The sequence below is a fragment of the Streptomyces sp. NPDC015345 genome (genome assembly GCF_043078805.1).
In the GTDB taxonomy this organism is placed as follows: Bacteria; Actinomycetota; Actinomycetes; order Streptomycetales; family Streptomycetaceae; genus Streptomyces.
In genome coordinates this window covers 1185506-1206425 of the sequence record NZ_JBIBTX010000002.1, presented here as the reverse complement: position 1 = coordinate 1206425, position 20920 = coordinate 1185506, and the positions used below count along the sequence as shown (strand labels likewise).

Annotated in this window: 17 protein-coding genes; 6 read left to right on the top strand and 11 right to left on the bottom strand. The window is 71.8% G+C overall.

The window, feature by feature from the left end; genetic code table 11:
• Nucleotides 1-153: 153 nt before the first annotated feature.
• From ACF062_RS11565 to ACF062_RS11555, 3 genes are all read right to left on the bottom strand, one after another.
• A complete protein-coding gene (locus ACF062_RS11565) occupies nucleotides 154-1041 on the bottom strand; it encodes a phospholipid scramblase-related protein (protein ID WP_392137528.1) in 888 nt (295 codons plus the stop codon).
• An 82-nt stretch (nucleotides 1042-1123) separates the two neighbouring features.
• A complete protein-coding gene (gene valS, locus ACF062_RS11560; protein ID WP_392137527.1) occupies nucleotides 1124-3697 on the bottom strand; it encodes a valine--tRNA ligase in 2574 nt (857 codons plus the stop codon).
• Between the two features lie 75 nt (nucleotides 3698-3772).
• Nucleotides 3773-5830, bottom strand: coding sequence for a phosphocholine-specific phospholipase C (locus ACF062_RS11555; RefSeq protein WP_392137526.1), 2058 nt, complete (start codon nucleotides 5828-5830; stop codon nucleotides 3773-3775).
• A 273-nt stretch (nucleotides 5831-6103) separates the two neighbouring features.
• On the opposite strand from ACF062_RS11555, the gene ACF062_RS11550 reads away from it, so the two are divergent.
• From ACF062_RS11550 to ACF062_RS11540, 3 genes are all read left to right on the top strand, one after another.
• Nucleotides 6104-7306 carry a serine hydrolase domain-containing protein gene (locus ACF062_RS11550; protein WP_392137525.1) on the top strand — a complete coding sequence of 401 codons (1203 nt, stop codon included), beginning with the start codon at nucleotides 6104-6106 and terminating at the stop codon, nucleotides 7304-7306.
• 43 nt (nucleotides 7307-7349) lie between these two features.
• Nucleotides 7350-7898: a DinB family protein gene (locus ACF062_RS11545; protein WP_392137524.1), complete on the top strand. Its 549-nt coding sequence runs from the start codon at nucleotides 7350-7352 to the stop codon at nucleotides 7896-7898.
• A 135-nt stretch (nucleotides 7899-8033) separates the two neighbouring features.
• On the top strand, nucleotides 8034-8534 hold the full coding sequence (locus tag ACF062_RS11540; RefSeq protein WP_392137523.1) for an FBP domain-containing protein: 501 nt from the start codon (nucleotides 8034-8036) through the stop codon (nucleotides 8532-8534).
• Nucleotides 8535-8575: 41 nt separating this feature from the next.
• Here the strand turns inward: ACF062_RS11540 and ACF062_RS11535 are convergent, their stop codons facing one another.
• Both ACF062_RS11535 and ACF062_RS11530 read right to left on the bottom strand, forming a co-directional pair.
• Nucleotides 8576-8965 (bottom strand): (2Fe-2S) ferredoxin domain-containing protein, encoded by a 390-nt coding sequence (locus ACF062_RS11535; protein ID WP_392137522.1) that lies wholly within the window; start codon nucleotides 8963-8965, stop codon nucleotides 8576-8578.
• 65 nt (nucleotides 8966-9030) lie between these two features.
• A complete protein-coding gene (locus ACF062_RS11530; RefSeq protein ID WP_392137521.1) occupies nucleotides 9031-10377 on the bottom strand; it encodes a 6-phospho-beta-glucosidase in 1347 nt (448 codons plus the stop codon).
• 95 nt (nucleotides 10378-10472) lie between these two features.
• On the opposite strand from ACF062_RS11530, the gene ACF062_RS11525 reads away from it, so the two are divergent.
• Together ACF062_RS11525 and ACF062_RS11520 are read left to right on the top strand one after the other, a co-directional pair.
• Nucleotides 10473-11333: a hypothetical protein gene (locus ACF062_RS11525; RefSeq protein ID WP_392137520.1), complete on the top strand. Its 861-nt coding sequence runs from the start codon at nucleotides 10473-10475 to the stop codon at nucleotides 11331-11333.
• A 73-nt stretch (nucleotides 11334-11406) separates the two neighbouring features.
• Nucleotides 11407-12705: an MFS transporter gene (locus tag ACF062_RS11520; RefSeq protein WP_392137519.1), complete on the top strand. Its 1299-nt coding sequence runs from the start codon at nucleotides 11407-11409 to the stop codon at nucleotides 12703-12705.
• A gap of 11 nt (nucleotides 12706-12716) precedes the next feature.
• Here the strand turns inward: ACF062_RS11520 and ACF062_RS11515 are convergent, their stop codons facing one another.
• From ACF062_RS11515 to ACF062_RS11500, 4 genes are all read right to left on the bottom strand, one after another.
• Nucleotides 12717-13217 carry a thioesterase family protein gene (locus tag ACF062_RS11515; RefSeq protein ID WP_392137518.1) on the bottom strand — a complete coding sequence of 167 codons (501 nt, stop codon included), beginning with the start codon at nucleotides 13215-13217 and terminating at the stop codon, nucleotides 12717-12719.
• Nucleotides 13214-14176 (bottom strand): 3-hydroxyacyl-CoA dehydrogenase NAD-binding domain-containing protein, encoded by a 963-nt coding sequence (locus tag ACF062_RS11510; protein WP_392137517.1) that lies wholly within the window; start codon nucleotides 14174-14176, stop codon nucleotides 13214-13216. Before ACF062_RS11510 ends, ACF062_RS11515 begins: the two co-directional genes overlap by 4 nt.
• A 93-nt stretch (nucleotides 14177-14269) precedes the next feature.
• Nucleotides 14270-15190 (bottom strand): 3-keto-5-aminohexanoate cleavage protein, encoded by a 921-nt coding sequence (locus ACF062_RS11505; protein ID WP_392137718.1) that lies wholly within the window; start codon nucleotides 15188-15190, stop codon nucleotides 14270-14272.
• Between the two features lie 92 nt (nucleotides 15191-15282).
• On the bottom strand, nucleotides 15283-16131 hold the full coding sequence (locus ACF062_RS11500) for a TetR family transcriptional regulator C-terminal domain-containing protein (protein ID WP_392137516.1): 849 nt from the start codon (nucleotides 16129-16131) through the stop codon (nucleotides 15283-15285).
• A 226-nt stretch (nucleotides 16132-16357) separates the two neighbouring features.
• Here ACF062_RS11500 and ACF062_RS11495 point away from each other — a divergent pair, with 226 nt between their 5' ends.
• Nucleotides 16358-18217 carry an NAD-binding protein gene (locus tag ACF062_RS11495; protein ID WP_392137717.1) on the top strand — a complete coding sequence of 620 codons (1860 nt, stop codon included), beginning with the start codon at nucleotides 16358-16360 and terminating at the stop codon, nucleotides 18215-18217.
• 34 nt (nucleotides 18218-18251) lie between these two features.
• On the opposite strand, the gene ACF062_RS11490 is transcribed toward ACF062_RS11495, so the two are convergent.
• Nucleotides 18252-19103 carry a metallophosphoesterase family protein gene (locus ACF062_RS11490; protein ID WP_392137716.1) on the bottom strand — a complete coding sequence of 284 codons (852 nt, stop codon included), beginning with the start codon at nucleotides 19101-19103 and terminating at the stop codon, nucleotides 18252-18254.
• A 29-nt stretch (nucleotides 19104-19132) separates the two neighbouring features.
• Complete coding sequence (locus tag ACF062_RS11485; protein ID WP_392137515.1) at nucleotides 19133-20779, bottom strand: cytochrome bc complex cytochrome b subunit; 1647 nt, start codon at nucleotides 20777-20779, stop codon at nucleotides 19133-19135.
• Between the last annotated feature and the right edge of the window lie 141 nt (nucleotides 20780-20920).

Sequence of the window (20920 nt, the reverse complement as noted above, 5' to 3'; positions counted from 1 at the left end):
GGGTTGGCGGGGGGGGGCGGGGGGGGGGGGGGGGCGGGGGGGCCCCCGGGGGGGGGGGGGGGGCGGCCCCCGGGGGGGGGGGGGGGGGCCCCCCCCGGGGGGGGGGCGCCCCCCGACGCCGTCTTCGTACCTGCGCCTACCGGCGCGGCCCGGTCACCCGAAGCCGCGGGAGTCCTGCTTGAGGGCCGTGTCGACCGTCAGGGCCGTCGCCACGACGAGGCTCAGGAGCGGCTCGGGCAGCTGGTAGTGGATCTGGAGGACGTAGTTGTCCGCCGTGGTGAACATGGTCTTGGCGAGACCTTCCCAGGTCTTCGTGATCCGGGCGACCTCGTTGTCCGCGTGGTCGACGATCGAGAAGTTCCAGGCGCGCCAGTTCTCCGCCTTGATCGCGCCGACCTGTCGGCCGTCCACCATCATCGCGAAGTTGATCTTGCCGATCATGTTCTGCTGGACGATCTCACCGACCGGCTGCCCGTCGGGGCGCTCGACGATCACCCGCGACTTCATGAACTTCCGCGGGCGGGTCAGCAGCATCTGCGGCTGGCCGTAAGCGTCGCGGATCTCCAGCTTGTGCGTCATGAACTGGTCGATGCTGGCGACGAAGCGAGCGATCTTCTTCAGCGCGCTCTGGCCGACCTGCACGACCGAGCCGAGCGTGTTGCCCGCCTGGTCCATCACGCTGTACTCGTTCGTCAGCTCGATGAGCTTGGCCTTCTGGTTCACCACCAGGACCGGCTCGGTGAACAGCGTGCCGCCGCCCTGCGCCGACGGCGTGACGCCCGCCTGCCGCTGCACCTGACGCTGCACCTTCGCCGGGTCGACGGCCGGCGGCGCGACCGGCGCGGCCTGCGGCTGACCGAACTGCCCCTGCGGGACCTGCGGCTGCTGCGGCACCTGCTGGGCCTGGACCTGCGCCGGCTGGCCCTGCGGGGCCGGGCTGGTGTGCTCCGTCCATTGGGAGCCGTCCCACCAGCGGAGGAGTTGCGGCGCCCCGTGCGGGTCCGGGTGCCAGCCTGCGGGTGTGTTCGAATGCGTTGTCACCCGGGTGACCCTACCCTCCGGATATGGGCGGTCCGCCAGCCCCTTGCGAGGTCGTGACCTCCCCGCGAAGCCGTCGGGCCACTCATAGCGTGACCTCGACCTTCAGGTCGCCCCGCGCTTCCCGCAGTTGCACCGCCGCGATCCGCCCCGCCGCCCGGACGTCGCCCAAAGCCGCCGCGAAGCGGTCGAGGGTCGCTCGCTCCGCCGTGACCAGCACCCCCGCGACCTCGGCCCGCATCGAGAGCCGGGCCTGCGACTTGGCCTTGCGAACCGCCGCGATGGCCTCCGCCGCCGTGGTGAGGACCGCCGCGTCGCCCGCGTACTCCCGCAGTGCGCAGGCGTCCGGCCAGGCGGCGCGGTGCACGGAGCCGTCCCGCCACCAGGACCAGACCTCCTCCGTGACGAACGGCAGGACCGGCGCGAAGAGCCGCAGCAGGACGTCGAGCGCCGTACGCAGCGCCGCCCGTGCCGAGCGGGTCGCCGCGGCGTCCCCGCGGTCGCCGTAGGCGCGCGCCTTGACCAGCTCGACGTAGTCGTCGCAGAACCGCCAGAAGAACTGTTCCGTCCGCTCCAGGGCGCGCGCGTAGTCGAAGGCGTCGAAGGCCGCGGTGGCCTCCTGGGCTGTCGACGCCAGCGCGGCGAGGAGCGCCCGGTCGAGCGGCTCGGTGACAGCGGCGGGCCCGGGAGCGTCCCCGGGGGCGTCACCGAGGCTCAGGACGAACCGGCCGACGTTGAGCAGCTTCATGGCGAGGCGTCGGCCGATCTTCATCTGGCCCGCGTCGAAGGCCGTGTCCGTGCCGGGGCGCCCGCTCGCCGCCCAGTAGCGGACCGCGTCGGAGCCGTGCTCGGCGAGGAGGCGGTCCGGGGTGACGACGTTCCCCCTGGACTTCGACATCTTCTTGCGGTCGGGGTCGAGGATCCAGCCCGAGATCGCCGTGTGCCTCCACGGCAGCGTGCCGTGCCCGGTGTGGGCGCGCAGAACCGTGGAGAACAGCCAGGTGCGGATGATCTCGTGGGACTGGGGACGCAGGTCCATGGGAAAGACCCGGTCGAACAGGTCCGGGTCGGACCGCCACTTGCCCGCGATCTGCGGGGTGAGCGAGGACGTGGCCCAGGTGTCCATGACGTCGGGGTCACCGATGAAGCCGTGTGGTTCGCCGCGCTGGGCGGCGTCGTAGCCGGGCGGGGTCTCGGCGCTCGGGTCGACGGGCAGGGCCGCCCGGTCCGGGACGATCGGGTGCTCGTAGTCGGGCCGGCCGGTGCCGTCGAGGGCGTACCAGACGGGGATCGGGACGCCGAAGAACCGCTGGCGGCTGATGAGCCAGTCGCCGTTGAGGCCACTGACCCAGTTGTCGTAGCGGACCCGCATGTGCGGCGGGTGCCACGCCAACTCGGCGCCTCGTGCGACGAGTTCGTCACGCAGCGCGGCGTCGCGGCCGCCGTTGCGGAGGTACCACTGGCGGGTCGTGACGATCTCCAGAGGCTTGTCGCCCTTCTCGAAGAACGGCACCGCGTGCGTGCCGGCACGCGGCTCGCCCCGCAGGTCACCGCTCGCGCGCAGCAGCTCGACGACGCGTTCGCGGGCGGTGTGCGCGGTGGCACCCGCCAGTTCCGCGTACGCCGCGACGGCCGCCGGTGTCTCGACACCACGCGGCGGTTCGGCGAGGAAGCGGCCGTCCCAGCCGATGACCGGCCGGGTGGCGAGCCGCAGTTCGCGCCACCACGTGACGTCGGTGGTGTCGCCGAACGTGCAGACCATCGCGATGCCGGTGCCCTTCTCGGGCGAGGCGAGGCGGTGGGCCACGACCGGGACCTCGACGTCGAAGAGCGGCGTGCGGACCGTCGTGCCGAACAGCTTCCGGTACCGCTCGTCGTCCGGGTGCGCGACCAGCGCGACGCAGGCGGGCAGGAGCTCGGGGCGCGTCGTCTCGATCAGGACGGGATCGCCGTCCACCCCGCGGAAGGAGAGCCGGTAGTAGGCGGCCGGCCGGTCCCGGTCCTCCAGCTCGGCCTGGGCGACCGCCGTGCGGAACGTGACGTCCCACAGGGTGGGCGCCTCGGCGACGTACGTCTCCCCGCGCGCGAGGTCGTCCAGGAACGCGAGCTGCGAGGTGGCGCGGGCCTCCGCGTCGATGGTCCGGTAGGTGCGCGACCAGTCGACGGAGAGGCCGAGCCTCCGCCACAGATCCTCGAAGACTTTCTCGTCCTCGGCGGTGAGCCGTTCGCACAGCTCGATGAAGTTGCGCCGTGAGATGGGCAGTTGCCGCTTCCCCGGCTTCTCGGGCGGCGTGAAGGCGGGGTCGTACGGCAGGGCGGGATCGCAGCGGACACCGAAGTGGTTCTGGACACGCCGCTCGGTCGGCAGGCCGTTGTCGTCCCACCCCATGGGGTAGAAGACTTCCTTGCCGCGCATGCGCTGGTAGCGCGCGACGGCGTCGGTGTGCGTGTACGAGAAGACGTGCCCGACGTGCAGCGATCCGCTGACCGTGGGCGGCGGGGTGTCGATCGAGAAGATCTCGTCCCGGTTCTTCGAGCGGTCGAAGCGGTCGAAGACGAATACGCCCGACTCGTCCCAGCGCCGCGACCATTTCTCTTCGAGCCCGTCGAGGACGGGCTTGTCGGGGGCCCCGGAGGGGCGGGGAGGGGTATTCGTCATGCGCCCCGATGCTAGCCGCGGCTCCGACGCGACTGCCTCCCCTTTTCGCTTGCGCCTCCCGGGGCCCCGCGCCACTCAGGCGGTGATGATCGCCGGGTCGCTCACGCCCGCCGCGCCGGTCTCCACATGGCCCGCGAGCCGCCGCAGGAAGCCCGCGTCGGCGTCGGACTTCACGGTGACGTCGTACCAGCGCTTGCTCGCCCGCAGGTCGACGGTGTGCTGCACGGTGGCGCCCGCCTTGACCTTGAAGGTCTGGGGTGTGCCGCCGTAGGCGTTGGTCAGTGTGAGGTTCACGTCGGTGCTGCCCGCGTTCCGCAGGGTCAGCTTGAGGTTGCCCGTGGTTCCGTCGTGCCGGGCAGTGACCTCGGGGCCCGCCTTCTTGCCCGGGCCCTTGAAGGTGCGCAGGAAGCCGTTCGGGCCGAATGCCGACAGGTCGTACGTGCCCCCGGAGTACGCCGAGTTCCACGTGTCGGAGAGGGTCTTGCCCGCCTCGGTGGTGTACGTCCAGGGGCCGTCGGTGCGGTTGGCGGAGCGGACGTGGAAGCAGACGCCCGCCTTGTCGCCGCCGCCGAAGGTCAGCGTGAACATCCCGGCGGCCGCGTCCGCGCTGCCGTCCACCAGGGGCGCGTACGGCAGGGCGCGGGCGGGCCGGGAGCCGGCCTCCTGCTTGGGCAGCTTCGAGCCCGCGGGCGCCTTCGGCACGTAGTCGGGGTGGCGCTTGTCGTCCGGCGGTTCGTACGCGGCGGTGTCCGGCAGCGCCGCCGGGTCGGTGTCCTTGCCGCTGAAGTCGAAGGCGGAGGTGAGGTCGCCGCAGACCGCGCGGCGCCACGGCGAGATGTTCGGCTCCTTGACGCCGAAGCGCTTCTCCATGAACCGGATGATCGACGTGTGGTCGAAGACCTCGGAGTCCACGAAGCCGCCGGTGCTCCACGGCGAGACGACGATCATCGGGACGCGCTGGCCGAGGCCGTAGTGGCCGGCCGCGTAGGAGGCGTTGCCCGGGAAGTAGTCGAGCGCCGTGTCGACGGTGGACTTGCCCTGGGCGGCGTCCTTCGGGACGTACGGCGGGACGATGTGGTCGAAGTAGCCGTCGTTCTCGTCGTACGTGACGAACAGCGCCGTCTTCGCCCACACCTCGGGGTTGGCGGTGAGGGCGTCCAGGACCTGCGCGATGTACCAGGCGCCGTAGTTCACCGGCCAGTTGGGGTGCTCGGTGAAGGCCTCGGGGCAGGCGATGTAGGAGACCTGCGGGAGGCGGTCCGCCTTCACGTCGGCCTTGAGGATGTCGAAGTAGCCGTCGCCCGCCTTGGCGTTGGTGCCGGTGCGGGCCTTGTCGTAGAGCGGGTCGCCGGGCTTGGCGCTCCGGTACTTGTTGAAGTAGAGGAGCGAGTTGTCGCCGTAATTGCCGCGGTAGGCGTCGTCGATCCAGCCCCAGTGGCCCGCGGCGTCCAGGCCGTCGCCTATGTCCTGGTACACCTTCCAGGAGACGCCCGCCTGCTCAAGGCGCTCGGCGTACGTCGTCCAGTCATAGCCCGCCTCCTGGTTGCCGAGGACCGGGCCGCCGCCCTTGCCGTCGTTGCCGACGTGGCCGGTGAGCATGTAGTAGCGGTTGGGGTCGGTGGCCCCGATGAACGAGCAGTGGTAGCTGTCACAGATCGTGAACGCGTCGGCGAGCGCGTAGTGGAACGGGATGTCGTCCCGTTCGAGGTACGCCATCGTCCGCTCGGACTTCGCGGGGACCCACTGGTCGTACTTGCCGTTGTTGAACGCCTTGTGGCCGCCTGCCCAGTCGTGGTCGAGGCCCGCGATGAACTGCATGCCGAGGTTCTCCGCGTCCGGGTGGAAGGGCAGGACCTCCCTGCCGCCGCTCGGCTGGTGCCAGACCGGCTTGCCGTTGGGCAGCGTCACCGGGCGCGGGTCGCCGAAGCCCCGTACGCCCTTCATCGTCCCGAAATAGTGGTCGAAGGAACGGTTCTCCTGCATCAGCACCACGACGTGCTCGACGTCCTGGATGGTGCCGGTGGCGCGGCGCGCGGGCAGCGAGGCGGCGCGGGCGATGCTCTGGGTGAGCGCGGCATAGGCCGCGGTGCCGCCGGCCAGCTGCATGAAACGGCGCCGATTGAGTTCAGGCATGTGTGTTTCCGACCTCGTTGTTTTGTGGGGGTGGTCCGTGGGGGACGCGAGCGGGTGAAGTGTGTCAAGGGGAGCAAGCGATACGGAAGGGCCCGTGACCCGCGGGTGAAGAGAAGTCCAACCCTCGGCGGGCTCGACACAAGGCTCCGGCCTTTCTCCGCCAGTGGCCGTCCCGGGCGTGTCGGATGTGACGGGCGCCTCCAAGGGGTAGGTGCCGTGGGCAACCATGCGGCACCATGAGGCCCCGACCCGTCTCACCGCCCGGGAGAGTCCATGACTGTGCGCGTCCACGGCACCTGTGCGCCCGGATTCGAGCACGTACGCGAGGAGTTCATGCGCAACTTCACCGAGCGCGACGATCTGGGGGCGTCCGTCGCGGCCACCGTCGACGGCGCTTTCGTCGTGGACCTGTGGGCCGGTGACGCCGACCGCACGGGGACGCGCCCCTGGGAGCGCGACACGCTGGTGAACGTCTACTCCACGACCAAGGGGATGACGGCGCTCTGCGCTCATCTGCTCGTGGAACGCGGCGAGTTGGACCTGGACGCGCCGGTCGCGCGGTACTGGCCCCGGTTCGCGCAGGCGGGCAAGGCGGACCTTCCGGTGCGGTGGCTGCTGAGCCACCGCAGCGGACTGATCGCGCCGGGCGAACCCCTCGGCCCCGGCGCGGTGTACGACTGGGAGAAGGTCACCGAGGCGCTGGCGGCCACCGCGCCGTGGTGGCGGCCCGGCACCGCGCAGGGTTATCACGCGGTGACGTTCGGCTTTCTCGTCGGTGAGGTGGTGCGGCGCGTCACCGGGGTCTCGCTCGGCGCCTTCCTGCGATCGGAGGTGACCGGGCCGCTCGGCGCCGACGTCTTCATCGGTACGCCGGCGAGCGAGCACGGACGGTGCGCCGACATGGCGTCGGCACTGGGCCGGTCGGAGGGCGCGCTCGGCCCGGTCCCGGAACCGCCGGTGCGCGGCCTCGACGACCACCCGATGGCGCCGGCCACACTGGCCTTCGGGTACCTGCCGCTCAGCGACGTGAACGGCGCGGCCTACCGGAGCGCGGAGATCCCCGCGGCCAACGGCCATGCCACGGCGCGCGGACTCGCCACGGTGTACGCGGAGTTGGCGTGCGGCCGACTGCTGGCCGCCGAGACGGTGGAGCGGCTGCGCACGGGGCAGAGCGGCACCGACGAGCCGGACCTGGTGCTGCGCGTGGGCACCCCGCTCGCCGAGACCTGGCAGTGGGGCCTCGGCTTCATGCTCAACCAGTACGGGCAGGCGGGCCCCAACCCCCGGGCGTTCGGGCACGGCGGTGCGGGCGGCTCCTACGCCTGCGCCGACCCGGAGAACCGCGTCTCGTTCGCGTACACGATGAACCGCATGGGCGCAGGAACGTCCGGGGAGGATCTGCGCAGCGTGCATCTGGTCGGCGCGCTCTACAAGGCGCTGAAGGCTCTGGGCGCGCCGGGGTCATGGGGGTCGTAGGGGCCGCACGGGCACGGGCCGAACCGCGCCGCATGATGGGAACATGACCACACGCAGACGAGCCGCCTTCTTCACGGGCGAAGAGTCAGACGCCCGGTACGGCACCCCCACCACCGGCGACGAACGGACGCTGCTCGCCAACTTCCTGCGGGCCCAGCGCGCGACCCTGGAGCTCAAGTGCGCCGGGCTGCGGGAGGAGTTGGACCGGCGGTCCGTCGCGCCTTCCGCGCTGTCGCTGCTCGGCCTCGTCCGGCACCTCACCGACGTGGAGCGCCGCTGGTTCCGCGAGGATCTCGCCGGGCAGGACGCGGGGCCCCTCTACGCCACGCCGGACAACCCCGACCAGGACTTCGACGGCGCCGTGGCGGAGCCCGGGGCCGTCGAAGAGGCGTGGGCGGCCTGGCGCGCGGAGGTCGCGTTCGCCGAGGAGTTCGTCGCCGAGGCGGCCGATCTCGACATCGAGGGCCAGGACTCCTGGCTGGGCGCTGTGTCGCTGCGCTGGGTGCTGGTGCACATGATCGAGGAGTACGCGCGCCACAACGGCCACGCCGACCTGATCCGGGAGCGGATCGACGGTGCCGTGGGGTTGTGAGGTCGAGGACACGTGCGGGCGGACGGGGCCGGGGCCGAGGTTCCGCTTTCCGGCGTGACAGCGGCCTCAGCCATGGAAGGTGCGGCGGAAAAAATGAGAGGACGGTTCCGTTTGTCCGTTGATATCTTTCGGATCATGGAACCCGTCAGTGAAAAAGAGATCCGCGCCTCCTTCGTGAACTGTTCGAAGGGCGAGGCGAACAGGCTCACGCTGCCGACGGGCTTCGCCGACACCCCCTGGAGCGACCTGGATTTCCTGGGCTGGCGCGACCCCAAGGCCCCCGAGCGCGGCTATGTGGTGACGTGGCGGGACGGCGAGCTCATGGGCATCGCGCTGCGCGCCTCGACCGGGCCGCGCAAGAGCCTGCTCAAGTCCAGCATCTGCTCGGTCTGCGTGACCCCGCAGGCCGGCTCCGGCATCACGCTGCTCGTGGCCCCGAAGGCCGGGGCGGCGGGCCGTCAGGGGAACTCGGTCGGTCTGTACATCTGTGCGGATCTGGCCTGCTCGCTCTATGTGCGCGGCAAGAAGACGACGGTGCTCGCCCGCCGCTTCGAGGAGAGCCTCTCCCTGGAGGAGCAGAACGCGCGAACCGTGCAGAACCTGCACGGCTTCCTGGACCAGGTGCTCGCCGGCTGATCACGGGGCCGGGGCCGGAGCGCCCGTGCGACGGCCGGCGGTCAGACCGTTCGGGGGTCCACCAGCTGGAGCGCGAGCGTGTCCGAGGGCTCGGCGAGCCCCGGCCCGCCCGCCTCGGCCCAGGCGAGTATCCCGTCGAGCGACTCGTCGTCGGTGACGAAGCCGACCCAGGCCGCACGGCCGCCCCGCCTGCGGCCTTCGTACGAGGGCTGGACGACGACGACATTGGCCTGGCCGCACGGCCCGAGGCAGTCGCTTGTGCGCACCGCGATCCGGCCCCGCGAGGCGGCCGCCGCCGAGCGCAGCCGCTCCAGCTGCCAGGCGTGGTCGATGCCGGGGTTCTTGCGCGCGTCGCCGCAGCAGCAGCCCCGGCACACGACGAGCGTGCAGGGGCGGCGGGCGGCGGCACCGATGGAGACGACGGGACTCATCCCGCGATCATCTCAGGCCCGCCTCGCGCCCCGCGGCCCAGGTGCCGCGCCGCCCCGCCGCCCCGCTACCGGCGGCCGAGGTACGCGAGCCCCGGGTGCGCCTCCCGGTAGCCCGCCACCAGGCGCCGCGCGACCGTCACGGAGTCGACGAGCGGGTGCAGCGCGAACGCCTTGACGGCGGTGGCGACCGACCCGCTGTCCGCCGCGGCGAGCACCTCGCGCTCCACGGCCTTGACCGCGCACACCAGGCCGGTGGCGTGCCCCGGCAGCGGGGCCACCGTCATGGGGTGGGCGCCGTTGGCGTCGACGGAGCACGGCACCTCGATGACGGCGTCCGCGTCGAGCGCGGCGAGGGTGGTGCCGTTGCGGACGTTGAGGATGAGCGTCGCCCGTTCGTCCCGCGCGATGGCCCGCATCAGCGCGAGGGCGACCTTCTCGTACCCGCCCGACTCCAGGTCCTCCTCGGCCCGCTCCCCCACGCCGGCCGCTTCCCTGTTCTCCGCCATGTACGCCGCCTCGCGCTCGGCGAGGGTGTCGCTCCAGGCCTTCAGGGCCGGGGTGCCGGGATCCCGTACGGCGTCGTAGAAACGGGCCTGTTGGCCGTGGAGGAAGGCGCCGCGGGTCCGCTCGGCCTGCTGGTAGGCGCGGACGGTGTCGCGGTTGAAGTAGTAGTAGTGCAGGTATTCGTTGGGGATGGCGCCGAGCGACTGGAGCCAGTCGGCGCCGAAGAGCCTGCCCTGTTCGAAGGAGGCGAGGAGGCCGTGGTCGGCGAGCAGCCGCGGCAGTTCGTCGCGGCCCCTGATGTGCAGTCCGCGCAGCCAGCCGAGGTGGTTGAGCCCCACGTAGTCGATGAAGGCCTCGTCGGGGTCGCCGCCGAGTACTTGCGCGACCCTGCGGCCGAGGCCGACGGGTGAGTCGCAGATGCCGACGACGCGGTCGCCGAGGTGGCGGGACATGGCTTCGGTGACCAGGCCCGCGGGGTTGGTGAAGTTGATGACCCAGGCGTCGGGGGCGAGCCGGGCGACGCGCCGGGCGATATCCACCGCCACCGGCACGGTCCGCAGTCCGTACGCGATGCCGCCCGCGCCGACCGTCTCCTGGCCCAGGACGCCCTCCGCGAGGGCGACGCGTTCGTCGGCGGCGCGCCCCTCCAGGCCGCCGACGCGGATCGCGGAGAACACGAAGTCGGCGCCCCGCAGTGCCTCGTCGAGGTCGGTGGTGGCGGTGACGGCCGGCGCGTCCGCGATGCCCTCCGCCTGCTCCGCGAGGACGCGGGTGATGGCTCCGAGCCGCGCCGCGTCCAGGTCGTGCAGGACGACGTCGGTGACGCGGCCTTCGGCACGGTCGCCGAGGAGGGCCCCGTAGACGAGCGGCACGCGGAACCCACCACCGCCGAGAATCGCCAGCTTCACGTCTTCAACCGCCTTCTGTCGGACTGTTATCGCCGGGGCCCACGTTACGTACGATGGCGCGGCAGCGTTCCGACCCCCACGGAGGTAGCGCCCCGATGACCCTTTGGAAGGCATCAACCGCCCTGTTCGGTGCCGTCACTCTGGCGGTGATGACGGGCGGCGGTGCCTCGGCCGCGCCCGCCTCGCCCGGCGGCTGGCAGGAGTCCGGCACCTCGTACGTCAACTCCCTCACCGGCAGCCAGGGGCTGGCGAGCCGCGCGGACGGCTCTCTCCTCTACCGGGGCCTCGGTTCGATACCGCTGGCCCTGCGCGTCAAGGGCTGGGGGCACATAGGCGACCCGGACATCGCGAACGGCCATACCTTCGACGCCTATCAGGGCGGGGACGGCGCGACGTCGAAGATGTTCGCGGTGACCGCGCCGGACGGCAAGCGCCACCTCTACGAGCACCGGCTCGACGCGGGCGAGAAGCTCAACAACTCCTTCGCCGCCGTCTCGCCCGACGCGCGGTGGCTGGTCTCCGGTGAATGGGGCGACCAGAAGCGCCTCCAGGTCTTCCCCGCCCCGCTGCTCAACCCCTCGACGCCGCCGGCCGGCGGAGCGCTCCCCCAGGCCGGGCAGATCACGCTCGACAAGCCGGTGCGCGACATCCAGGGCTGCGACTTCGTCTCCGCGACACGGCTGGTGTGCGCCTCCAACGACGCGTCCAGGGAGCTGTTCCCCGAGGACCGGCCCGTCCTCCAGGTCGACCTGGAGCGTGCGCTCGACGGCCGGCCGGTGACCGGCCACGTCTCCAGCCTCTTCGCGGTGCCGCAGCGCGGCGTCTGCTCGGGCTCCTTCGAGACGGAGGGCGTGGACTACGACTCCGCGCGGCGCACGCTGCGGGTCGAGGTGGTGCCGCCGGCGCCGTGCCTGGTGACGACGGCGGTGTACGCGTACCGGCCGACGGCGGGCTGAGCGGCACAAGGCCCGCTGTCCGTCTGTCGGACAGGACGTGTGGGGCGCCGCCCGGCAGGGGAAAGTCGTGATCATGACACAGCACGACCAGCAGGTGACCAACGCCTCCCCCGCCCCTGAGCGGCGCCCGATACGGCAGTTGCTCGCCGCGTCGGTCGGCAACGCCGTGGAGTGGTACGACTGGTACGCGTACACCTTCCTCGCCACGTACATCGCCGGCCAGGTCTTCCCCAAGAGCGCCGACAACTCCCTGGTGCCGCTGCTCTCCACGTTCGCCGTCTTCGCCGTCGGCTTCTTCATGCGGCCGGTGGGCGGTCTGCTCATGGGCGCCGTCGCCGACCGGCGCGGCAGGCGGGCCGCGCTGACCGTCACCATTCTGCTGATGGGCGGCAGCAGCCTGCTGGTCGGCCTGACCCCGACGTACGCGTCCGTGGGTGTGCTCGCGCCGGTGGTGCTCGTCGCGGCGCGACTGCTCCAGGGCCTGTCCGTGGGCGGTGAGTTCGCGGCGTCGACGACGTTCCTCGTGGAGTCGGCGGGACCCGGGCGGCGGGGTCTGTTCTCCAGTTTCCAGTACGTCTCCACGAGCGCGGGCCAACTCGCCGCCTCGGGGATCGCGGCCCTGCTGGTCGCCACGCTCTCCGAGGGGCAGATGGACGGCTGGGGCTGGCGGCTGCCCTTCCTGCTTGGCGCGGTGCTCAGTCTGGTCGGCTTCTGGATCAGGCAGGGCGCGTACGAGACGCACCGGGCGCCCACCGAACAGGCCGAGCGGCCGCGGCTGTTCGACGCGCTGCGCCACCACCCGCGCCAGTCGCTGCTGATCTGCGGCATCACGGCGGGCGGCACCATCGCGTACTACACGTGGACGTCGTACCTGCCGACGTACGCCGAGCTGAACACGGACATCAGCAAGAGCCAGGCGCTGCTCGCGGGCACCCTCTCCCTCGCGTTCTTCGCCCTGCTCCAGCCGGTCGGCGGGCTGCTCTCCGACCGGCTGGGGCGCAGGCCGCTGCTGCTCTTCTTCGGCGTCGGCTTCGCGGTCCTGAGCGTGCCGCTGCTCAAGTCCCTCAACGGGTCGTTCGGTTCGCTGCTGCTCGTGAGCTGCGCGGGCATGGTGCTACTCACCGGCTTCACGTCGATCTCGGCGGCCGTGAACGCGGAGGTGTTCCCCGCGCGGGTACGGGCCGCCGGGATCGGCTTCCCGTACTCGCTCACCGTCGCGCTGTTCGGCGGCACGGCCCCGTACATGGGCACCCTGTTCAAGGAGATCGGCAGGCCCGGCCTGTTCCCCTGGTACGTGGCCGTGATCTGCCTCGCGTCGTCGGTGGTGTACCTGCGCCTTCCGGAGACGGCGCACAAGGAGCTGGAGCGCTAGGAGCTGGAGCGCTAGGAGCTGGAGCGCTGGTCGCCCTCCGGCACGGCGGCGATGGAGCGGCCCGCCCACTCGGGGGCCGCTTCCGTGAGGCCGGTCAGGCGCTCGCGGATGTCCTGCGGGAAGGGGGTGGTGCGGCCCGCCTTCTGGTCCACGTGGAGGGCGAGCAGTTCGGTGGTCGCCACGGGGGCGGCGTCCGGGGCCGGTGCTTCGTCCGCGCCCTCCACCACGTACATCTCGTGCGCGAAGCGCGCCTTCTTCGCGTCGGCGCCCAACAGGCGGGTGCGGACGGCGAGATGGGCGCCCTCCGGGACGTCCTTCAGGTACCGGATGTGCGCTTCGACCGTGTAGAGGGAGCAGCCGGTGGACTCGCGGTAGCCCGCGTGCAGGCCGGTCTCGATCATCATGGCGTCGGTGGCGTAGCCGAAGACGAGGACGTAGAAGGCCTCGCTCATGTGGCCGTTGTAGTCGATCCACTCGGCGCGGACCTGTCGGTGGAGCAGGGGCAGGGTCACTTGGTGTCCTTCCGCTGCCCGGGCAGCCGGCCCGTCGCCCGCAGTACGTCGATGATGCCCTGGTCACGCTCGGCGACCAGGTCCGCGATGCTCCGCCCGGCGGCCTCCTCCTCGCATCCGGCGACCACGGCGTCGTAGAGCCTCTTGTCGAGTTCGGGTGCTTCCAGGCGCGTCCACGGCGATTTCAGGGACGGGCCGAAGTGGTCGAGCATGTGCGCCATGCCGCCCTCGCCACCCGCGAGCGCGAAGGTGAGCATGGGGCCCATGAACGCCCAGCGCAGGCCCGGCCCCTCGGTGATGGAGTCGTCGATCTCCTGGACGGTCGCCTCGCCGCTCGCCACCATGTGCAGCGCCTCGCGCCACAGGGCCTCCTGGAGACGGTTGGCGATGAAGCCGGGGACCTCGTTCTTCATCGTGATCACGGACTTGCCCGCGATCTCGTAGAAGCGGGAGGCCCAGGTGACGGCCTCGGCGTCGGTCCGCTCGCCGCCGACGACCTCCACCAGCGGGATCAGGTAGGGCGGGTTGAAGGGGTGACCGACGACGAGGCGGCCGGGGTCGGCGGCCTCCGTCTGCATGTCGGTCATGGGGTAGCCGGAGGTGGAGGAGGCGATGACGACCCCGGCGGGGACGGCGGCGTCCAGCTTCGCGAGCAGGTCGCGCTTGAGCTCCAGTTTCTCGGGGGCGCTCTCCTGGACGAACTGGGCGTCGGCGACGGCCTCTTCGAGGGTCGTGGTGACGGTGAGTCGGTCCTGCGAGGCGCCCTCGGCGAGGCCGAGCTGAGTGAGCGCGGGCCAGGCCGCCGAGACGAGGCGGCGCAGCCGCGGTTCGGCGCCGGGGGCGGGGTCCCAGGCGGTGACGTCGTAGCCACGGGCGAGGAAGTGGGCGACCCAGCCGCCGCCGATGACACCGGCGCCTATGCAGGCGACGCGGCGGACTTCGTCTGGGGTGGTGGTCATGGGGTGGGGGGACCTTTCGTTGCTGCGTGGGGGCGCCCCTCAGGGGCGCGGGGAACTGCGTGACCAGCCACAGCGAGCCCGCAGGAGGAGGAGCTACGCCCGGGACGCGAGGCCCAGCTTTCGCCGGGCCTCGTCGGGGGATGCGACCCGGGAGCCCAGGCTCTCGACGATCCGCACCGCCCGCTCCACGAGCTGCGCGTTGGTCGCCTTGTTGCCCTTGCCGAGATAGAGGTTGTCCTCCAGGCCGACGCGGACGTGCCCGCCGAGCAGGATGGACTGCGCGACCCACGGCATCTGCATGCGGCCGAGCGCGAAGCTCGCCCACTGCGCGCCTTCGGGGAGCATGTTGACCATGGACTGGAGGACGCCCGGGTCGGCGGGGGCGCCCCAGGGGATGCCCATGCAGAGCTGGAAGACGGTGGGGTCGTCGAGCAGGCCCTCGGCGAGCAGCTGCTTGGCGAACCAGAGCTGGCCGGTGTCGAAGATCTCCAGCTCGGGGCGGACGCCCAGCTCCTGGATGCGCTTGGCGCCCTGGCGGAGCATGTCGGGGGTGGAGACGTAGAGGTTGCTGCCGTCGCCGAAGTTGAGCGAGCCGCAGTCCAGGGTGCAGATGTCGGGGAGCAGGTCCTCGACGTGCGGGAGGCGGTCGAGGCCGCTGACGAGGTCGGTGCCCGGCAGGTGCTTGAGCGGCTCGTCGGGGTCGATGACGAGGTCGCCGCCCATGCCGGCCGTCAGGTTGATGACGACGTCGGTGCCGGTCTCCTTGATGCGCTCGACGACCTCGCGGTAGAGGCGCGGGTCGCGGGAGGGGGCGCCGCTCCCGGGGTCACGGACGTGGATGTGCACGACGGCGGCGCCCGCCTCGGCGGCCTCGACGGCCGAGGCGGCTATCTGCTCGGGCGTGACGGGCACGTGCGGACTCTTGCGGACGGTGTCGCCCGCGCCGGTCAGGGCGCAGGTGATGATGACGTTGTCGTTCACGGGCCTCGCAGACATCGCGGCCATCGCGGACATCGCAGACATGCGGAACTCTCCCTTGGCGGTGGGGTGTTGCGTACGGCTCAGGTGGCTCGTACGACCCATTCGGCGGGTGTGCGTACGGTGAATCAGCGCGCGGTCAGCGTGGCGTCCACGTGGGCGGCGAGCGCCTCGTGCATGTCGTCGGGGCTCGTGCCGGGGCCGTCGGGGGCCGAGGCGAGGACCTGCGTGGCGAGGCCGTCGATCAACGCGGTCAGGCGCAGTGCCGCGGCCTCGGGGTCGGCGGGGCGGAAGACGCCCTCGGCGACGCCGCGCCGGATGACGTCGGCGACGGTGGCGCGCCACTGCCGGTAGTAGTCGATGTGCAGCCGGCCGACGGCGGTGGAGCGGGCGGCCTCGGCCCACAGGTCGAGCCAGACGCTCCACTGGCGGCGCTGCTGTGGTGTGCGGGGGACCTGGAGGTCGATGAGCTGGCGCAGCTCGTCGGCGGCGTCGGCCGCGTCCTCTACGCAGGCCGCGCGGCGGGCGGTGTCCTCGTCCATGCACCAGCGCACGGCGGCTTCGAGGAGGTCGTCGCGGCCGGGGAAGTGGTAGTGGATGGCGGCGGTGCTGGTGTCGCAGGCGGCGGCGATGTCCTGGACGCGGACGGCGTGGAAGCCGCGCTCCGCGATGAGGCGCACGGTCTCGCGCACGATCTGGAGCGGCCTGCCGCCCTCCGGGAGCGGCCCGGCGGTGCGCCGGCGCCGGGCGGGGGGCGCGGCGTCCGGCGTACCGAGGAGCCAGCCCGCGTCGACTCCGCCAGCCGCCGCGACGCGGGCCAGTTCGGCCGCGGTGAACCGGCGCGTGCCGCCGAGGGAGCGGGACAGCTTGGAGGGGTCCATGACGATGCGGCGCGCGAACTCGCGCTGGGTCACGCCGGCTTCGGCGATGACCTTGCGTACGCGCTCGGACACGTCGTCCCGCTGCTGTGGCTGCATGGTGGGCAACCGTACCCATACGTTGCGGCAATCACAACATGAGCGTCTCACTTACCTTACGAACAACGTGATTGCGATGCTGACTGACTGATCAGCAAGCATCTCAACCCCCTCCTGCCGTGGGGCCGGGACGCCACCCTGGTCGGCGCGTTGAGGCACTCTTCTCCCTGTGTCGTACGCATCTTCGCTTCCCCCGCAGCGCCCGCCCTTCCCCGCCACCGGCCACATGGTCGTCTGCGGCGGTGACGAGGCGCTGGCACACCGGCTCGCCGCCGAGCTCCGTGGTGTCTACGGCCAGCAGGTCGTCCTCGTCGTGCCGCCCGCGGGCGCCGGGGAGCGGGCCCCGTCGAACGCGCTGACGGGACGGGCCCGGACCACGGCACTGATCGGGCGGATCACCGCCGCGGTCTCACGTACCGCCGTGAACGGCAGCGGCGACGGCGAGTCGGAGAGCGGGGTCCCGCAGACGGTCGAAGCCGCCGAGATCGGTGACGACGCGCTCGTCGACGCGGGGATTCCGCAGGCCGGCGCCCTCGCGCTCGTGCATGACGACGACGAGACCAACATCCGCGCCGCCCTGGCCGCCCGGCGCCTCAACCCCCGGCTGCGGCTGGTGATCCGGCTCTACAACCGCAAGCTGGGGCAGCACCTGGAGGAACTGCTCGACCAGGCCGCCGCCGTGGCCGGCCTGGACACCACCGACGCCACCGTCACCGTGCTGTCCGACGCCGACACCGCCGCCCCCGCGCTCGCCGCCACCGCCGTCGCGGGCACCAGCAAGGTCGTCCACGCGGACGGGCTGCTGCTGCGCGCCGTGGAGCGTACGCCGCCCGAGCCGGGCGACGTGGCACCGCGCGGTCTCGCCACCCTGGCGCTGCTCTCGGCCACCGCCAACGACCCGGCGGGCGCGGAGGGTTCGGACGAGTCGGGCGGCGGCGCGGGCCCTCTGCTGCTGCCCGACGACGACGCCGTGGCCGCCGCGCCGGGCCGGGGCGCGCTGGTCCTGGAGGCCGTGTCGTACTCCGGGTCCGCGCCGCCGCCCGGCTTCCTCGCGGGGCGCGGGGTGCCGCTGCGCCAGCTGTTCTCGCGGCGGCTGCGCTGGTCGGTGGCCGGATTCGCCGCCGCCGTCCTCGGCCTGGCGATCGCCTCGATCGTGACGTCGGGCGGCTCCCCGCTGCACGCGACGTATCTGACCCTCCTCGACCTCTTCTCGATCAACGACCCGGCGACCGAGGGGCCGATGAGCCGTCAGATCCTCCAACTCCTCGCCGGTCTCATCGGGTTGCTGCTGCTCCCGATCCTGTTCGCCGCCGTCCTGGAGGCCCTCGGCACCTTCCGCAGCGCGTCCTCGCTGCGCCGTCCGCCGCGCGGCCTCTCCGGCCACGTGGTCCTGCTCGGCCTCGGCAAGATCGGCACCCGGGTCCTGGCCCGGCTGCGGGAACTGGACATCCCCGTGGTGTGCGTGGAGGCGGACCCCGAGGCGCGCGGCATCTCCCTGGCGCGGCGGCTGCGCGTCCCCACCGTGATCGGCGATGTCACCGAGGAGGGCGTCCTGGAGGCGGCCAAGATCCAGCGCGCGCACGCCCTGCTCGCCGTGACCAGCGCGGACACGATCAACCTCGAAGCGGCCCTGTACGCACGCTCGGTGAAGCCCGATCTACGGGTGGCGCTGCGGCTGTACGACGACGCGTTCGCCACCGCCGTCTACCGCACCCTGCGGGCCGCGCACCCCGGCGCCCTCACGCGCAGCCGCAGCGTGTCGACGCTGGCCGCGCCCGCCTTCGCCGGCGCGATGATGGGCCGCCAGATCCTCGGCGCGCTGCCCGTCGAGCGCTCGGTGCTGCTCTTCGCGGCGCTCGACGTCTCGCTCCAGCCGCAGCTGACCGGCCGCCGCATCGCCGAGGTGTTCCGCCCCGGGGCGTGGCGCGTGGTCGCCCTGGAGCGCTCGTCGGGCGCGGAGTCGGGCCTGGAGTGGGACCTCGACCCCGAGTACGCGCTGCGGCCGCAGGACCGCGTCGTCCTGGCGGCCACCCGGCAGGGCCTGGCCGAACTCCTCGGCCGCAGACCGCTGCCGGCGCGCTCGTGACGGCCCCGCGCGACCCCCGTCCCGCGGCCCCCGCTCAGCCCTCTTCCGGCACCGGCAGGATCTGCCGCAGGTGCGGGTCGGGGTGGAAGTCCCTGCGCCACTCGCGCGGGTAGCCGACGGACGCCTCCACGTGACGTACGCCGTCGTGCCAGGTGGTGCGCGGGATGTGCAGATGACCGTAGACGACGGCGGCGGCGTCGTACTTCACGTGCCAGTCGGCGCTCAGCTCGGTGCCGCACCACAGGGCGAACTCGGGGTAGCGCAGGATCCGGGTGGGTTCGCGCAGCAGCGGCCAGTGGTTGATGAGGACGGTGGGCAGCCCCGCGGGCCGCTCGGCGAGCCGCTCCTCGGTGAGCTTGACCCGGGCCCGGGACCAGTCGTCGCGGGTCGCGTAGGGGTCGGGGTGCAGGAAGTACTCGTCGGTGCAGATGACGCCCGCCTCGTGCGCGACGGCGAGGGCCTCCTCCTTGGTGTGGGTCCCCTCGGGGCGGAAGCTGTAGTCGTAGAGGAGGAACAGCGGGGCGACGGTGACGGGGCCGCCCGCGCCGCGCCACACCGGGTAGGGGTCCTCGGGGGTTGAGATGCCCAGTTCGCGGCAGAGCGCGACGAGGTGCTGATAGCGCTCCTCGCCGCGCAGCTGGACCGGATCGTCCTTCGGCGTCCACAGCTCGTGGTTGCCCGGCGCCCACACCACCTTCGCGAAACGCCCCGCGAGCGTGCGCAGCGCCCACTCGATGTCGGCCATGCGTTCGGCGACGTCTCCGGCGACTATCAGCCAGTCCCCTTCGGTGCCGGGCCGGATGGTCTCGACGTACTTCCTGTTCTCCGCGTACGCGACGTGCAGGTCGCTGATCGCCAGCAGCTTCGGAGTGCTCTCGGATGCCATCACCGTGCGAGGCTAACCGAGCCGACCCCTCAGTGGTGATCGCCCTCGCCCCGCTGGATCGCCAGGTACTCCTCCGGAGTCGCCTTCGGCACCTGCGCCTTGGGCCCGTACATGGCGCGGGAGAGGCGGGAGCGCAGGCGTTCGGAGCGGGGGACCTTGCGGGCCACGCCGTTGGCATCGACCACGGGGCCGATCTCGTAGGGCTGAGGCTGTTCGTGGGCGGTCAGGCGGTACAGCTCCGCCTGGGGCAGCGGCTCGTGGATCTCCACGTACTCGCCGTGCGGCAGGCGTTTGATGGTGCCGGTCTCGCGGCCGTGCAGCGCCTTCTCCCGGTCCCTGCGCTGGAGGCCGAGGCAGATCCGGTGGGTGACGAGGTAGGCGATGACGGGCGCCACGAAGACGGCGATCCGCACGAACCACGTGATCGCGTTGATCGAGAGGTGCAGGTGGGTGGCGACGATGTCGTTGCCGCCGCCGATCAGCAGCACGAAGTACAGCGTCAGCCAGGCGACGCCGAGTCCGGTGCGCACGGGTACGTTGCGGGGCCGGTCCGCGATGTGGTGTTCCCGCTTGTCGCCGGTGACCCAGGCCTCGACGAACGGATAGACCGCGATCGCCATCATGATCAGCGGGAAGAGCGAGAAGGGGATGAAGACGCCCAGGGCGAGCGTGTGCCCCCAGATGTTGATCTCCCAGCTGGGCATCACCCGGATCAGCCCCTCGGAGAAGCCGAGGTACCAGTCGGGCTGGGCGCCGGTGGAGACCATGTCGGGACGGTAGGGGCCGATCGCCCAGACCGGGTTGATGGAGGCGACCGCCCCCATGATCGCGAGCACGCCGAAGACGAGGAAGAAGAAGCCGCCCGCCTTGGCGATGTAGACGGGCAGGAACGGCGCCCCGACCACGTTCTTCTCGGTCTTTCCCGGACCCGCGAACTGGGTGTGCTTGTGGTAGAAGACCAGGATCAGGTGGGCCACGACCAGCCCGAGCATGATGCCCGGCAGCAGCAGGATGTGGATCGGATAGAACCGCGCCACGATGTCCTCGCCCGGGAACTCGCCGCCGAACAGGAAGAAGGCGAGATACGTGCCCACCACGGGGATCGAGAGGATCGCGCCGTGCGCGAAGCGGACGCCGGTGCCGGAGAGCAGGTCGTCCGGGAGGGAGTAGCCGGTCAGGCCGGTGATGATGGCGAGCATCAGCAGCGTCCAGCCGAACAGCCAGTTGAGCTCGCGGGGCTTGCGGAAGGCGCCGGTGAAGAACACCCGCATCATGTGGGCGAACATGGCGGCGATGAAGACGACCGCGGACCAGTGGTGGATCTGCCGGATCAGCAGGCCGCCGCGGACCTCCAGGCTGATCTCCAGTGTGGATTCGTACGCCCTCGACACCTGGAGGCCCTTGAGTGGCACGTAGGGGCCGTCGTAGGTGACCTCGACCATGCTCGGCTCGAAGAACAGGGTCAGGTAGGTGCCGGTGAGGATCAGGATCAGGAAGCTGTAGAGGCAGATCTCGCCGAACATGAACGACCAGTGGTCGGGAAAGATCTTGCGCATCTGGCTCTTGGCCAGGGTGTTGATGCCGAGCCGTCCGTCCGCCCAGTCCGCGACGCGCTCGCCCCTGCCGGGCCGGCCCGGTCGCCCGCGTGCCCCGGTGCGCTCGATGCTTCCGCTCATGCGACTCCCCTTCAGGCGGCTACCAGAGTAGGTCGCATGTATGACGGATCCAACAGGCCCGTTTGTGACAACTGGCCGCCGGATACGCCTCATTCACCTCAGGAGGTACCGCTCGCACCCCTCACCGCGGAGCCTGCCCGC

Bases quoted from the DNA above. Each gene is read 5' to 3' on its own strand.
- valS (WP_392137527.1), bottom strand. From the start codon at position 3,697: ATGACGAATACCCCTCCCCGCCCCTCCGGGGCCCCCGACAAGCCCGTC.
- ACF062_RS11555 (WP_392137526.1), bottom strand. From the start codon at position 5,830: ATGCCTGAACTCAATCGGCGCCGTTTCATGCAGCTGGCCGGCGGCACC.
- ACF062_RS11550 (WP_392137525.1), top strand. From the start codon at position 6,104: ATGACTGTGCGCGTCCACGGCACCTGTGCGCCCGGATTCGAGCACGTA.
- ACF062_RS11545 (WP_392137524.1), top strand. From the start codon at position 7,350: ATGACCACACGCAGACGAGCCGCCTTCTTCACGGGCGAAGAGTCAGAC.
- ACF062_RS11540 (WP_392137523.1), top strand. From the start codon at position 8,034: ATGGAACCCGTCAGTGAAAAAGAGATCCGCGCCTCCTTCGTGAACTGT.
- ACF062_RS11535 (WP_392137522.1), bottom strand. From the start codon at position 8,965: ATGAGTCCCGTCGTCTCCATCGGTGCCGCCGCCCGCCGCCCCTGCACG.
- ACF062_RS11525 (WP_392137520.1), top strand. From the start codon at position 10,473: ATGACCCTTTGGAAGGCATCAACCGCCCTGTTCGGTGCCGTCACTCTG.
- ACF062_RS11520 (WP_392137519.1), top strand. From the start codon at position 11,407: ATGACACAGCACGACCAGCAGGTGACCAACGCCTCCCCCGCCCCTGAG.
- ACF062_RS11510 (WP_392137517.1), bottom strand. From the start codon at position 14,176: ATGACCACCACCCCAGACGAAGTCCGCCGCGTCGCCTGCATAGGCGCC.
- ACF062_RS11505 (WP_392137718.1), bottom strand. From the start codon at position 15,190: ATGTCCGCGATGGCCGCGATGTCTGCGAGGCCCGTGAACGACAACGTC.
- ACF062_RS11500 (WP_392137516.1), bottom strand. From the start codon at position 16,131: ATGCAGCCACAGCAGCGGGACGACGTGTCCGAGCGCGTACGCAAGGTC.
- ACF062_RS11495 (WP_392137717.1), top strand. From the start codon at position 16,358: ATGGTCGTCTGCGGCGGTGACGAGGCGCTGGCACACCGGCTCGCCGCC.
- ACF062_RS11490 (WP_392137716.1), bottom strand. From the start codon at position 19,103: ATGGCATCCGAGAGCACTCCGAAGCTGCTGGCGATCAGCGACCTGCAC.
- ACF062_RS11485 (WP_392137515.1), bottom strand. From the start codon at position 20,779: ATGAGCGGAAGCATCGAGCGCACCGGGGCACGCGGGCGACCGGGCCGG.